We start from the raw sequence: 13,164 nt of genomic DNA, 5'->3' as shown, positions 1-13,164 counted from the left end.
CCACCCCTACAGCGCCCTCACCCCCGACGTGGTGCAGGACGCGCTGGCCCACATCGGCCTGTGGGGCGACGGGCGCATGAGCGCGCTCAACAGCTTCGAGAACCGGGTCTACCAGATCCACCTCGAATCGCCCGTGGACGGTGTGGACCAGGTGGTGGCCAAGTTCTACCGCCCCGGGCGCTGGAGCGACGCGCAGATTGCCGAAGAGCATGCGTTTGCCGAGGAACTCGCCGCCGCCGAAATCCCGGCCGTGCCACCGCTGCGCGTGCAAGGCCAGACCCTGCACCACTTCGGCGGCTTCACCTTTGCCGTGAGCCCACGGCGCGGCGGCCGCCGCCCGGAGCTGGACAACTTCGAGGTGCTCGAATGGATCGGCCGCTTTCTCGCGCGCATCCACAGCGTGGGCGCGGCGCGGCCGTTCGTGGTGCGCCCGGCCCTCGATGCCGCCGCGTTCGCACACGAGCCGCGCGACTGGTTGATGGAGCACGCCGCCGTCGCCCCCGAGGTGCGCACGGCCTGGGCCGCGGCGCTGGAAGAAGCACTGGCGCTGATCGAAGCGCACCCCGTTCTCAGGCCCGACGCACCGGCAGATGAAGACGGCATCCAGTGCATCCGCCTGCACGGCGACTGCCACCCTGGCAACATCCTCTGGACCCCCGAAGGCCAACCCGGCGCCGGCCCGCACTTCGTGGACCTGGACGACGCGCGCACCGGCCCGGCCGTGCAAGACCTCTGGATGCTGCTCTCGGGCGACCGCCGCCAGCAGACGCAACAACTCGGCGCGCTGGTCGACGGCTACGAACAGTTCCGCCCTTTCGACCGGCGCGAACTGGCGCTGATCGAACCGCTGCGCACGCTGCGCCTGATCCACTACAGCGCGTGGGTCGCGCGCCGCTGGGACGACCCGGCCTTCCCGATCAACTTCCCCTGGTTCGGCACCCGCGACTACTGGCAAGGCCAGGTCGACATGCTGGTGGAGCAGATCGGGGAAATGCAGAATGCGCCGTTGATGGCTTGAGGCCGGCCATCGCGCGCCAGGCCTGTGCGGTGCCACGCAATACCCCTGGCTTCAGTGCGACACTCGCGCCAGACCACCCGCGCGCCGCCCGGAAAGCCTACACTGCGGGCATGGCCTTCCACCACCCCATTCACACTGCACGACTCAGCGCGCGCCTGGCCCTCCTGGCCGGCGACACTGTGGCCGGTCGCAAGCTGATGGGCTCGGCGGGACTGCGCCAGCCGGCCGCACATTCCTAAGCCCGGCGATACCCCTTCCCTCCTTTTTGCGCATCCATCTATCGCCGGGCCCAAGCCCCGCGCGATCGCGGCCGTCGCCTGTGTGCGTCGTGTCCGCCCATGTTGGAGTGCCACATGCAAAAGACCCTGGACAGCGAACGTCTGCTCACCGAGCTCGACTTCGCCCGCCTGAGAAACCTGCCCAACGGGCAAGTCTCGCCCGACCTGCTCGATACCCTGGAATCGCTGGAGCAGGTTCCTTCGCAAGCGATCCCCGCCGACGTCGTCACGATGTACTCGCAAGTCATCGTCGCCGACCTGCAGACCGGCAAGCAGCAGAAACTCACCCTGTGCTACCCCGGCGATGCGGAGCCCCACGTGGGCTTCATCTCGGTGCTGTCACCCGTGGGCGCGAGCCTCATCGGGCAGCGCGTGGGCGCCATCGCGCGTTGGCAAACCCCGAACGGGGACCACTGCGCGGCCGAAATCCTCGAGCTGTTGTTCCAGCCTGAAGCCAGCGGCGACTACACCACGTAGTTCGCACCTCTTCGTTCACCACCGATAGCGTCCCTGCAGGCGGCATGCCACAGGGCGGGCTTTCGCACGTCCAGGATCTGTCTCATGAATTTCAACTCCATTCTTGCCGTCTCCGACTTCACCACGAACTCCGAGCATGCGCTGGAACGCGCAGCGCTGCTGGCCCAGCAACACCGGGCCACGTTGCGGTTGGTTTTCTACGCGGAAGAGCGCCACCCCTTCCTGAGCGACCCGATCGCGCGCCTGGAACAACGCGCCCGCCAACTCGCCCGGCGCACCCACGCGACGGTGCACACGGTGCAGAAAACGTGCTCGATCGATGACGTGTTGACCGAAGCGCGCACGGCGGACCTGCTGGTCATGGGGCCTTTGACGCACCGCAACTGGAAAAAATTCCACCGCGGGACCACGCTCGACCAGGCCGTGCACGGCAGCATGTGCCCGCTGCTGGTGGTCAAGCGCGAGCCCGCCAGCGTGTACGAACGGGTGCTGGTGGCGATCGACCTGTCGCCGCTGTCCACGAAGCTGATCGACATCGGCCGTCGGTTCTGCAAGACCTCCGAACTGCGGCTGTTCCACGCGATCGACACCATTGAAGACTCCCGGCTGCGCATGGCCGACGCGTCGTTCGAATCGATCCAGGCCCACCGCATCGGCTCGCGCCTGCACGCGAGAGACCGCCTCTCGCAACTCGTCGGCGCACTGGAAGAACAACACCCCGCATTCGCGTATGAAATTGGCAATGGCGACCCGGCCTACGCCGCCGCACTGCACCAGCACGCCACCCAGGCCGAGCTGGTCGTCGTGGGTCGACGCAAAAGCTCCACCCTGGAACGCCTGGTGACCGGCAGCGTGGCCCAACGCCTGGCAAAGTGGGCGCAGAGCGATGTGCTCGTGGCGCCGCTCGAAGCACGGCGCTGAAGGCCCGCCGCATCACCCGCGGGCGGTTGCCGGCAGTGCTCGGTCCGACGCCAGCCAATCCAGAATCGTTTGACGGTCGCCGTCCAGACCGGGCGCCGTCGGGTCTTGAGGGGAAAGGCCCGACGAGAACTTCACCGGAAAGCCGACGACGCGGCCGCCGTCCTCTGCCGAAGCGGAAGAGACCGCCCGTGCGACCACATGCGGGTCCTGCAACACCTCGTCGTACTCAAGCACGGGAGACCAGGGAATATCCGCATCGCCAAAGCACGCGGCCCATTGCGCAAGACTTCGCTGCAAGAACACCGAGCGCAACAGCGTGTTCAGCGCCCGCTTGTTGCGCATGCGCCTGGCGCGGGTTTCGTAGTCCATGGACGCCAAGGCGGGGAAATCGGGCGCCAGCAAGGCGCGCAGGTTTTCCCAGAATTTTTCTTCCAGAATGCCGAGGGCGATGAAGCGGCCATCGGCCGTGGCGAACAGGTCGTTGTCCGCCATCACGTGGCCCATCTGCCCGACGTCCTTGCCCGTCTTGCGCACCATGGCGTCGATGCCGTGCAGCGTCCATGCCGTGACGGCGTCGTGCAGCGACACATCCAGATGCTGCCCCACCCCCGTCTGGCGCGCGGTCATCATGGCCACCACGAGCGACAGCGCGGCGTACATGGAGCCGCAGTAGTCCGCGAGGCGCACGTTGGGGCGCCCGGTGTGGTCCTGCACCTGTGAAGGCACCGCCCAGTAGCCCGCCAGAGCCAGGTAGTTCAGGTCATGCCCCGGCCGCTGTGCGTAGGGGCCGGTCTGCCCGAAGCCCGAGATGGAGCACATCACCAGCGCCGGGTTCACCGCTTTCAATTGCGCATGGCCCACGCCCAATCGATCCATCACACCGGGACGGAATCCTTCGATCAGGGCATGGCTGCGCCGCGCGAGATCCAGCAACACCTTGCGATCGGCTTCGCTTTTCAGGTCCAGTGCGATCGACAGCTTGCCTCGGTTGTACTTGGCAAAGGTGTCGCTGCCCAGCGCGCGGCCCGAGTCCCCGACCTCGGGGCGCTCGACCTTGATCACGGTCGCGCCGAGTTGCTGCAACAACATGGCGGTGTGGGGCCCCGGGTGCAGTTGACCGAGGTCCAGCACGACCAGCCCGGTGAGGCATGTGGGCATGGGTGCGGCGGCGTTCACTGGACTACCCTCCGCGCGATGCGCTGCGGGGCTGAGCGCCTTCGGAGCGGCCGTGCGGCGCCTCATGCCAGCACCGCCTTGGCGATGGTGTTGCGCTGGATCTCGCTGGTGCCGGTCACGATGCGGTAGAGCCGCAGCCGCCGGAAGGCGAACTCGACCGGGTGGTTCTTGGTGACGCCCACGTTGCCGTGGATCTGCACCGCCTTGTCCGCGATCTCGAAGCACTTCTCGGACACGAACAGCTTGCACATCGCGGCTTCCTTGCGCACGTCTTCGCCCCGATCGGCCATGAGGGCGGCGGCCTTCACCATGCCTTCGCAGGCATAGAGGCCGGTCGCCATGTCCGCCAGCATGTGCTGGATGGCCTGGAAGCGGCTGATGGGGCCACCGAACTGCCGACGCTGGCTGGCATAGTCCAGCGACATGCGGTAGGCCATGCGCGCCAGGCCGATCATGTTGGGGCAATGCAGCAGGCGGTTCACGTTGACGCGCGCCATCGCGATCTTGAAGCCGGAACCTTCCTCGCCCAGCAGGTTGGCGCGCGGCACGCGCACGTTGTCGAAATGAATGTCGGCGTCGACGTGCTGGCCCGTCATCGGCAGATAGTCGTACGAGAGCGACACGCCTGGAGCGTCGAGGTCCACGAGGATGGCCGAGATGCCATCCGCGCCTTTGTCCGGATCGGTCACGCACATCACCACCGCGACATCGGCGAAGGCCGAGGCGGTGATGTAGTGCTTGTGCCCGGAGATGATGTAGTGATCGCCATCGCGCACCGCGCGGGTCTGGATGCTGGTGGCATCGGAGCCCGAATGCGTTTCCGTCATCGCGAAGCACGCGCCCTTCTCGCCTCGGGCCACGGGCAGCATGTAGTTCTCGATCTGGTACGGCGTGGCGACGTTGACGAGATTGCCGATGCGCGAGGGGCCACCCCAGTCGCCCAGCACATGGGGTGAGAGGATCGCGCCGGAGGCCGCCACGTCGTCCTTGAGCACACACAGGTCGCTCACGCTCAGACCGATGCCACCGAGCTCGACGGGCAGCTGCAGACCATAAAATCCCAACTCCCGCGAGCGCTTCCAGATGGTCTTCGCGAAGTCGCGCGACAGTTGATCTTCGTAGGAGATGCCCTGAGACTTCTCGAAAGGGATCAGTTCCTCCACCAGGTAATGGCGGAGTTTTTCGCGGATGCTGGCCAGGTCGGTGTGCGTGGAATGGTTCATGATGGTGTGTGGGTGAAGTACAGGCCACCGATCATGGAGATGCTTGCCCTGCAACGCGATCGGCAAACCGCGTGATCCGATAACCGACTGGAATGACGTGCGCATCGAAGACCTCAACTACTTTCTCGCGGTGGCGGAAACCGGCCATGTAGGGCGCGCCTCGGTGAATCTGGGCCAGAGCCAACCGGCGCTGAGCAAAGGCATTCAACGGCTGGAGAGCGAGTTGCAGTTGCAGTTGTTCGAACGCACCGCCACGGGCATGGCGCTCACCACGCCGGGGCAGGCGTTCTACCAGCGCGCACGGCACGTGCGCGCGAGTCTGGACAACGCGATTCGCGAGGCCAATGACTTGCATCTGGGGCGGGTCGGTCTGGTGCGCGTGGGCGTGGCCCCGACCTACTCGGAGCTTTTTTTCGGCAGTGCCTGCGCAGCGCTGCTGCAGCAGCGGCCCGCGGCGCGGGTGAAGGTCACCATCGGCCTCAACGACCAATTGCTGGCCGCCCTGCAGTTCGGGGATCTCGACCTGGCCATCAGCGCCCTGTCGTCCAACGACGGGCCCGAGTTCGTGCAGCAGCCCTTGTTCCGCGACGACCTGCAGGTGGTGGCACGCGAGGGCCACCCGCTCCTGCTCGCCCCCCGCCTGAACTTCGCCGATCTGGCCAACGCCTCGTGGATTCTTCCCGGGCCTGCGGTGGCGGCACGCCGCTCGATCGAGGCGCGTTTTGCCGAACACGACCTGCCACCACCGAACGTGGTGGTGGAGTCGAACTCATCCATCATTTCGCTGACCAGCGTGGTGCGCTCCACCGATCTGCTGACGGTGATGGCCACGTCGTTGCTGTCCAAGCCGGTGGGTGCGAACCTGGTGCCGCTGGGCTTGGCGGAAGCGGTATGGCCCCGCACCATCGGCATCACCACACGGCGTGGGGCGTACCTGTCGCCGCTCGCCGAGCGGCTCCTGGAGTTGCTGCGCCGGGAGGTCCCTGGCGCGGCGCCGGTCTAAGCTTCAGTCGGCGCTGATCTTGTTGTCGCGCACGACCTTGCCGTAGGTCTCCGTCTCGGCGAGGATGAACCTCTGGAACTGGGCCGGCGTGTTCGGCTCGACACGAAAGCCCATCTCCTCCATGCGCTTGCGGTTGGCCGGGTCTTCCTGGAAGGCACGCACCACCGCCTGCCAGCGCGCGACGATGTCGGCCGACATGCCCTGCGGCCCGGCCACACCCAGCCAGCTACCGGCATTCAGCTCGGGATAACCGACTTCCTGCAGCGCCGGCACATTCGGCAAAGCCAGCGACCGCGCCTTGCTGGTGATGGCAATGGCCCGCACGCGCCCGGCCTTGATGAACTCCTGTGCCGGCGCGATCCCCACGATGCCCAGGTTGACCTGGCCAGCGGCCAGGTCGGTGAGCGCATTGGCGCCACCACGGTAGGGAACGTGCAGGATGTCCAGGCCGTAGTTCGACTTGATCATCTCGAAGGTGAGGTGCATCGAGGTCCCCATGCCAGGGGTGGCATAGCTCAGCTTGCCCGGGTTCTTCTTCGCGTATTGCACCAGCTCGGCCATGGAGTGGATGGGCAAGGCCGCATTCACCAGCACGACGTGCGGCGTGATGCTGACCATGGAGACGGGCGAAAAATCCTTCGCGACGTCGAAGCCCGGCTTGGCGTAGAGCGTCTTGGCGATGGTGTGGTTGCCCCCCAGCAGCAACAGGGTGTAGCCATCCGGCGTGGCGTTCGCCACCTTGGCCGCGCCAATGTTGCCGCCGCTGCCGGTGACGTTTTCCACGATCACGGACTGGTGCAGTTCGCCGCTCGCGAACTGCGCGAGCATGCGGGCCACCATGTCGAACTGGCCGCCCGCGCTGAAAGGCACCACCAGCTTGACGGGGCGGTCCGGATAGCGGGCCTGGGCTTGGGCGGGTGCACTGATGGCGAGCAGGCCGGCCACGAGACCGCTCAGCATCGATCGAATTTTCAACATGGGATGTGTGTCTCCAGGGTGGGTTGTGCGGTGAAGCGAAATTGTCCGATCGCCGCAAGAGAAGCGCCATTCCGGAACGAAGAAATCCGATGCCGCGACGTTATGGCCAGGGTCCATTCCCGCGCGGCATCGGGACACGCAGAAACCTTATCGGATCGGCCCGCCACGGGTCCTAGCATCCGCCATCTTCATTTTCTGTCGAGAGGTCTTCGCATGAACCAAGGTCGTTTTGTCACCCGCAGCGCACGTTACTGGCCCGAGAACACGGCCATCCTGTTTCGCGATCAGGCCATCAGCTACCGCCAGCTCGACGAACGTTCCAACCGCCTGGCCAACGCCCTGATCGCCTTGGGCGCGCGCAAGGGCGACCGCGTGGCGATCCAGTCGTACAACCGGCCCGAGCTGATCGAATTCGAATGCGCGATGTACAAGGCCGGCCTGGTGAAGGTCGCGCTCAACGCGCGGCTGTCACCCGCTGAAACCGTGGAGACGGTCAACAACGCACAAGCCAGGATCCTGCTCGTCGGCCCCGCTCACCTGGCCGAGGTGGCCAAGCTGGTGCCGCAGTTGCCCGAGGTCGAGCGCTTCGTGGCCATCGACGGTTCGCATGAGGGGTTTCTCGACTACGAGGCCCTGCTGGCCCAGGCGGCGACCACCTCGCCCGACGTCGAGATGGCCATGGACGATCTGGCCGTGCTGCATTTCACCTCGGGGTCCACCGGCAAGCTGAAGGCCGCCATGCAGACCGTGGGCAACCGCATGGCGTCGCTGCGCAAGGTCATCATGGGTCGCATGCGCGCAAAACCGGGCGACGTGCTGGCACTGGTCGGCCCCATCACCCACGCCAGCGGCATGTTCATCCAGCCGTTCCTGTACCAGGGCGGCACCATCCTGCTGCACGAGCGCTTCGACGCCGAAGCCTTTCTCGCGTCGGTCGAGAAGCACCGCGTGACGGCCTGCTTCCTGGTGCCGACCATGATCAACATGATCGTGGCACACCCCCGTGTCGGCGATTTTGATCTCGGCTCGCTGCGCGACGTCACCTACGGCTCCGCTCCGATTGCGCCTTCGCGCATCAAGGAAGCCTGGAAGATCTTCGGGCCGGTGTTGTCCCAGGGCTATGGCGCGGGCGAAACCACAGGTGGACTGGTCATTCTCAACGCAGAGGACCACCGCATCGCCATCGAAGAAGGGCGGGAGGACCTGCTGCTGTCCTGCGGGCGCACCTTCGGCGAGGCGCAACTGCGCCTCGTGAACGACGCGGGCCAGGAAGTGGCCCAGGGCGAGATCGGCGAGATCCTCATCAAGGGGCCCGACGTGTTCGCCGGCTACTGGCGCGAACCCGAGATCAGCGCCAGCACATTGGTCGACGGCTGGCTGCACACCGGAGACCTCGCGCGCATGGACCCGAACGGCTACATCTCCATCGTGGACCGCAAGAAGGAAATGATCATCTCGGGCGGGTTCAACGTTTACCCGACGGAAGTCGAGCAAGTGCTGTACCGGCACCCCGCGATCTATGAGGCCTGCGTCGTCGGCGTGCCGGACGCGACCTGGGGCGAAGCCATCAAGGCGGTGGTCGTGCTGCGCGAAGGGCACACGGTGGCGGCCGAAGCACTGGTGGACCACTGTCGCGGGTTCCTGGCGGACTTCAAGAAACCGCGGTCCGTCGACTTCGTCCAGGAACTGCCGAAGAACGCCAATGGCAAACTGTCCCGCAAGGAACTCCGCGAGCGCTACTGGGTGGGGCACAGCCGCCGCGTTTCATGAGGACAGAAGGCCTGCCCCGAACGCGGTCGAACGGGGTGGCGCCGGCGGTGCCTCGTGGCGGCTGGTCAACAATGCGGCCATGCAATTCCAGTCCATCCTCGAAGACATCGTGAACACCCTGCGCCCCGAGCTCGGCGCGCAGGGCCAGGTGGCCAACTACATCCCCGCGCTGGCGCGGGTGCCAGCGGCGCAGTTCGGCATCGCCCTGCGCACCTGCGACGGCGAGGAAGCGCAGGCCGGTGCCTGCGCCACGCCGTTCTCGATCCAGAGCATCTCCAAGGTCTTCGCCTTGACCCTGGGCATGCGCGCCATGGGCGAGACCTTGTGGGAGCGCATCGGTCGCGAGCCCTCGGGCAATCCGTTCAACTCGCTGGTGCAGCTCGAAGCCGAACAAGGCACGCCGCGCAATCCCTTCATCAACGCCGGTGCGATCGCCGTCACCGACCGGCTGGTGAGCCAGGGTGACGCCAAGGCGGCCATGCTGGCGCTGGTCTCCAGCCTGTGCAACGAGCCGGTGCACTTCGACGAGGAAGTGGCGGCCTCGGAAGCGGCGACCGGCTTTCGCAACATCGCGCTGGCCAACTTCATGAAGAGTTTCGGCAAGATCGACAACGGCGTCGCGCCGGTGCTGGAGGCCTACTTCCACCACTGCGCGGTGCGCATGACCTGCCTGCAGCTGGCGCGGGCCACCGGCTTCCTGTGCCGCGACGGCCGGCACCCGTTCAACGGCGAGCCCGTGCTGACCGAGCGCCAGACGCGCCGCATCAACGCGCTGATGCTGACGTGTGGCACCTACGACGCGGCCGGCGAGTTCGCCTTCCGCATCGGCCTGCCGTGCAAGAGTGGCGTGGGCGGCGGCATCGTGGCCGTGGTGCCCGACCACCTGAGCCTGTGCGTGTGGTCACCCGCGCTGGACGCGACCGGCAATTCGCTGTTGGGCATGCGGGCGCTGGAACTCTTCACGTCCAGGACCGGCCTGTCGGTGTTCTGACCGCGGGTCCTCGCGCCTGGGCGTCCTCAGCCCTGCTCGGCCGATGAAGCGGTCACCGCAGGCCGGCCGCGGTTCTGCTGCCACGCCTTGAACGGCGGCAGCGCCTCTACCACCGTCTGCACATCGCCCATGCGGTCGAGGGAGTAACCCGGCAGGCCATTCACGTCCCGCTGGAACTCCGCGCTGCGAAGCACCTCCAGGAATTGCAGGACGTTCGGCGTGCCCAGCTGGTCCGCGCGGCAGAGCAGGAAGTAGGACTCCTGCTGCAGCGGGATGAACTCCAGCTTGAACTGCCGCGCGGGCGGCTCCACGCCCATGCCCGCATCGGCCATGCCACTGGCCACGAAGGCGGCCACCGCGGCGTGGGTGTACTCGTATTGGTCATAGCCCCGCACCTTGGCGGCGGCCATGCCTTGGCGCTTGAGCATCTGGTCGAACAGGAAACGGGTGCCCGAGCCGGGCTGGCGGTTGACGTACCGCACCTCGGGTCGCGCGAGGTCGTCGATGCTGTAGATCTTCTTGGGGTTGCCGGGCAAGGTCATCAGCCCCTGCCGCCGCGTCGCCAGCCGGATGACGCGCAACTCGGGGTCTTGCAGGGCGGGCCCGAAATGCGCGATGGCCGCCGGCGCGAACTCGCCAATGGGCACATGGAAGCCCGCGATATCGCATTCGCCTTGCGCCAGCGCCTCCAGGGCCTCGGCCATGCCGCAGTACTTGAGCTCGTGCGCCAGCCCCTGGCGGTTCAAGGACACATGCAGAAGCTGCACCGCGAAGCCGTGGCTGGCATGGATGCGCAGTTGCGCCGGTTGCGGGGAGACCACGCGTTCGATCTCCGCGCCCACTTCGGACGCGAGGGAGTCCAGCAGCGGCGTCAAGCGCGCCTGGATGCGGCGGTGCGCCCACACCAGCCGCGCGCCGAGCACGGTGAGCTCCGAACCGCGCCCGCGCGACATGGTGAGCAAGGGCTGGCCAAACACCTGTTCCGCGTCCCGGATCAGCGTCCACGCATAGCGGTAGGACACGCCGCAGACCGAACAGGCCTGGGCCAGGCTGCCCTGCTCGTCGACCTTCACCAGCAGATCGACCACTTTCATGCCCAGCGGATTGCCCTGCGGGGCGGCGATGGACCATTCCAGGCCGATAGAGACACGAATCATGGTTTTCAAATAGGCTTTTAAAAGCCTATTAAATCAAGGGTTGGCGCATATTGCGTCATTGGAACATTGCGGTCAATATCCGCAGACAAGAGAGTCAAGAATATGACTTCTGAAGCCTATATGAACCCCACCATGAACGTTGCCCCGCAAGACCCCGCCGCACTGGTCCGTCGCATCGCCGACGAACACCGACACGTCCCGGGCGGCCTGTTGCCCGCCCTGCACGCCGTGCAGGACGCGCTGGGCCATGTGCCCGCCGAGGCGGTGGAGGTGTTGGCCCAGGCCACGAACCTCTCGCGCGCCGAGGTGCATGGCGTGCTGACCTACTACCACCACTTCCGCACGGCCGCGCCCGGGCGCCACGTGGTGCAGCTGTGCCAGGCCGAGGCCTGCATCGCCTGTGGCGCGAACGAACTGGCCGCGCACGCGCAACGCCGGCTGGGCTGCGAGATGCACCAGACCCGGGCCGACGGCGCCGTCACCCTGGAGCCGGTGTATTGCCTGGGCTTGTGCGCGTCCTCCCCTTCTGCCCAGATCAACGGGCGCGTGTACGCACGCCTGACCCCGGAAAAACTCGATGGCATTCTGGCCAGCGCGGGGGTGGCGCCATGAAGCCCTTCAAGGTCTGGGTCCCGTGCGACTCCGCCGCCTTGGCCGTGGGCGCGGACGAAGTCGCGCAGGCCATCGCCACCGAAGCGGCGACCCGCTCCCTTGACGTGGCGCTCATGCGCAACAGCTCGCGCGGCATGTTCTGGCTGGAACCGCTGGTGGAAGTCGACACGCCACGGGGACGCGTGGCCTACGGACCGGTGCAGGCCGAGGACGTGAAGAGCCTGCTCGACGCCGACTGCCTGCGCGGCGGCGCACACCCCCTGTGCCTGGGCCCCGTCGATCAACTGCCCTTCCTCGCGAAGCAGGAACGCCTGACCTTCGCGCGCATGGGCGTCACCGAACCGCTGTCGCTGGCCGCCTACGAAGCCCATGAAGGTTGGTCGGGCCTCAGGCGCGCCCTGGGCATGGAACCCATGGCGATCGTGCAGGACGTGCTGGACGCGGGCCTGCGGGGCCGCGGCGGCGCGGCGTTTCCGGCCGGCATCAAATGGCGCACGGTGCTGCAGGCCCCGGCCGCGCAGAAATACATCGTGTGCAACGCCGACGAAGGCGATTCGGGCACCTACAGCGACCGCATGACGATGGAGGGCGACCCCTTCATGCTGATCGAGGGCATGGCGATTGCGGCCGTGGCGACGGGTGCCACGCGGGGCGTGGTCTACATCCGCTCCGAGTACCCGCACGCCGTGGCGACGATGCGCCAGGCGATCGAACGCGCGACGCAAGCGGGCTACCTCGGCGACAACGTCTGCGCCTCCGGCAAGGCTTTCCACCTCGAGGTGCGCATGGCCGCCGGCGCCTATGTGTGCGGCGAAGAAACCGCGATGCTGGAGAGCATCGAGGGCAAGCGCGGCATCGTGCGCGCCAAGCCGCCGCTGCCCGCGCTCTCGGGCCTGTTCGGGAAACCGACCGTCATCAACAACGTCATCACCTTCGCCAGCGTGCCGGTGATCCTGGCGCGCGGCGCGGACTTCTACAAGGACTACGGCATGGGCCGCTCGCGCGGCACCCTGCCCTTCCAGCTGGCGGGCAACATACTGCACGGCGGCCTGGTCGAAAAAGCCTTTGGCCTCACGCTGCGCGAGCTCGTGTTCGACTTTGGCGGCGGCACGCGCAGTGGCCGGCCGGTCAAGGCCATCCAGGTGGGCGGCCCCCTGGGCACCTATGTGCCCCCATCGAAGTGGGACGAGCCGCTGGACTACGAAGCGTATGCAGCGTTCGGCGGCGTGGTCGGGCATGGCGGCATCGTGGTGCACGACGACACGGCCGACATGGCCCGGCTCGCGCGCTACGCCATGGAATTCTGCGCACTGGAGAGCTGCGGCAAGTGCACGCCCTGCCGCATCGGCAGCACGCGCGGCGTGGAAGTCATCGACCGCATCGTGAGCGGCGAGAACCGGCCACAACAGGTGCACTTGTTGCGCGATCTCTGCGACACCATGGTCCACGGAAGCCTGTGCGCCATGGGCGGCATGACGCCCTACCCCGTGCTCTCCGCGCTGGACCACTACCCCGAAGACTTCGGCATCGCGGCGCCGACCGAGAAAGCCGCTTGAGGAC

12 protein-coding genes are annotated in these 13,164 nt (G+C 66.8%); 8 read left to right on the top strand and 4 right to left on the bottom strand.

The window, feature by feature from the left end; translation table 11 throughout:
* The 3 genes from FFS09_RS23690 to FFS09_RS23680 form a co-directional block, all read left to right on the top strand.
* Window positions 1–1,018: serine/threonine protein kinase (locus FFS09_RS23690; RefSeq protein WP_137921404.1), on the top strand; the 1,018-nt coding region annotated here is incomplete at its 5' end.
* Between the two features lie 353 nt (window positions 1,019–1,371).
* On the top strand, window positions 1,372–1,773 hold the full coding sequence (locus tag FFS09_RS23685) for a GreA/GreB family elongation factor (protein WP_137921403.1): 402 nt from the start codon (window positions 1,372–1,374) through the stop codon (window positions 1,771–1,773).
* Between the two features lie 84 nt (window positions 1,774–1,857).
* A complete protein-coding gene (locus tag FFS09_RS23680) occupies window positions 1,858–2,694 on the top strand; it encodes a universal stress protein (protein ID WP_137921402.1) in 837 nt (278 codons plus the stop codon).
* A gap of 12 nt (window positions 2,695–2,706) precedes the next feature.
* On the opposite strand, the gene FFS09_RS23675 is transcribed toward FFS09_RS23680, so the two are convergent.
* Window positions 2,707–3,870, bottom strand: coding sequence for a CaiB/BaiF CoA transferase family protein (locus tag FFS09_RS23675; protein ID WP_252374495.1), 1,164 nt, complete (start codon window positions 3,868–3,870; stop codon window positions 2,707–2,709).
* Window positions 3,871–3,932: 62 nt separating this feature from the next.
* Window positions 3,933–5,096: an acyl-CoA dehydrogenase family protein gene (locus FFS09_RS23670; protein ID WP_502703755.1), complete on the bottom strand. Its 1,164-nt coding sequence runs from the start codon at window positions 5,094–5,096 to the stop codon at window positions 3,933–3,935.
* A 94-nt stretch (window positions 5,097–5,190) separates the two neighbouring features.
* Here FFS09_RS23670 and FFS09_RS23665 point away from each other — a divergent pair, with 94 nt between their 5' ends.
* A complete protein-coding gene (locus FFS09_RS23665) occupies window positions 5,191–6,096 on the top strand; it encodes a LysR family transcriptional regulator (RefSeq protein WP_171020156.1) in 906 nt (301 codons plus the stop codon).
* A 3-nt stretch (window positions 6,097–6,099) separates the two neighbouring features.
* Here FFS09_RS23665 and FFS09_RS23660 read toward each other — a convergent pair whose 3' ends face one another.
* Window positions 6,100–7,074 (bottom strand): Bug family tripartite tricarboxylate transporter substrate binding protein, encoded by a 975-nt coding sequence (locus FFS09_RS23660; RefSeq protein ID WP_171020155.1) that lies wholly within the window; start codon window positions 7,072–7,074, stop codon window positions 6,100–6,102.
* A 213-nt stretch (window positions 7,075–7,287) separates the two neighbouring features.
* Here FFS09_RS23660 and FFS09_RS23655 point away from each other — a divergent pair, with 213 nt between their 5' ends.
* Both FFS09_RS23655 and FFS09_RS23650 read left to right on the top strand, forming a co-directional pair.
* Window positions 7,288–8,844 (top strand): AMP-binding protein, encoded by a 1,557-nt coding sequence (locus FFS09_RS23655; RefSeq protein ID WP_137921398.1) that lies wholly within the window; start codon window positions 7,288–7,290, stop codon window positions 8,842–8,844.
* Window positions 8,845–8,923: 79 nt separating this feature from the next.
* Complete coding sequence (locus tag FFS09_RS23650) at window positions 8,924–9,835, top strand: glutaminase (RefSeq protein WP_137921397.1); 912 nt, start codon at window positions 8,924–8,926, stop codon at window positions 9,833–9,835.
* Between the two features lie 26 nt (window positions 9,836–9,861).
* Here FFS09_RS23650 and FFS09_RS23645 read toward each other — a convergent pair whose 3' ends face one another.
* Window positions 9,862–10,992, bottom strand: coding sequence for a substrate-binding domain-containing protein (locus FFS09_RS23645; protein WP_137921396.1), 1,131 nt, complete (start codon window positions 10,990–10,992; stop codon window positions 9,862–9,864).
* A gap of 132 nt (window positions 10,993–11,124) precedes the next feature.
* On the opposite strand from FFS09_RS23645, the gene FFS09_RS23640 reads away from it, so the two are divergent.
* The gene (locus FFS09_RS23640; RefSeq protein WP_137921395.1) at window positions 11,125–11,604 is read left to right on the top strand and encodes a formate dehydrogenase subunit gamma; all 480 of its coding nucleotides are present in this window, start codon (window positions 11,125–11,127) and stop codon (window positions 11,602–11,604) included.
* Window positions 11,601–13,160 (top strand): formate dehydrogenase beta subunit, encoded by a 1,560-nt coding sequence (locus FFS09_RS23635; protein WP_137921394.1) that lies wholly within the window; start codon window positions 11,601–11,603, stop codon window positions 13,158–13,160. Before FFS09_RS23640 ends, FFS09_RS23635 begins: the two co-directional genes overlap by 4 nt.
* The last annotated feature ends 4 nt before the right edge of the window (window positions 13,161–13,164 follow it).

It is taken from the genome of Hydrogenophaga sp. 2FB (assembly GCF_005503365.1).
GTDB lineage: Bacteria > Pseudomonadota > Gammaproteobacteria > Burkholderiales > Burkholderiaceae_C > Hydrogenophaga.
Note: the sequence above shows the minus strand (reverse complement) of the source record. Positions and strands in the feature narration are given on the sequence as shown.

Excerpts from the sequence above, each read along its gene's own strand:
- FFS09_RS23685 (WP_137921403.1), top strand. The coding sequence starts at position 1,372 with ATGCAAAAGACCCTGGACAGCGAACGTCTGCTCACCGAGCTCGACTTC.
- FFS09_RS23680 (WP_137921402.1), top strand. The coding sequence starts at position 1,858 with ATGAATTTCAACTCCATTCTTGCCGTCTCCGACTTCACCACGAACTCC.
- FFS09_RS23660 (WP_171020155.1), bottom strand. The coding sequence starts at position 7,074 with ATGTTGAAAATTCGATCGATGCTGAGCGGTCTCGTGGCCGGCCTGCTC.
- FFS09_RS23655 (WP_137921398.1), top strand. The coding sequence starts at position 7,288 with ATGAACCAAGGTCGTTTTGTCACCCGCAGCGCACGTTACTGGCCCGAG.
- FFS09_RS23650 (WP_137921397.1), top strand. The coding sequence starts at position 8,924 with ATGCAATTCCAGTCCATCCTCGAAGACATCGTGAACACCCTGCGCCCC.
- FFS09_RS23645 (WP_137921396.1), bottom strand. The coding sequence starts at position 10,992 with ATGATTCGTGTCTCTATCGGCCTGGAATGGTCCATCGCCGCCCCGCAG.
- FFS09_RS23640 (WP_137921395.1), top strand. The coding sequence starts at position 11,125 with ATGAACGTTGCCCCGCAAGACCCCGCCGCACTGGTCCGTCGCATCGCC.
- FFS09_RS23635 (WP_137921394.1), top strand. The coding sequence starts at position 11,601 with ATGAAGCCCTTCAAGGTCTGGGTCCCGTGCGACTCCGCCGCCTTGGCC.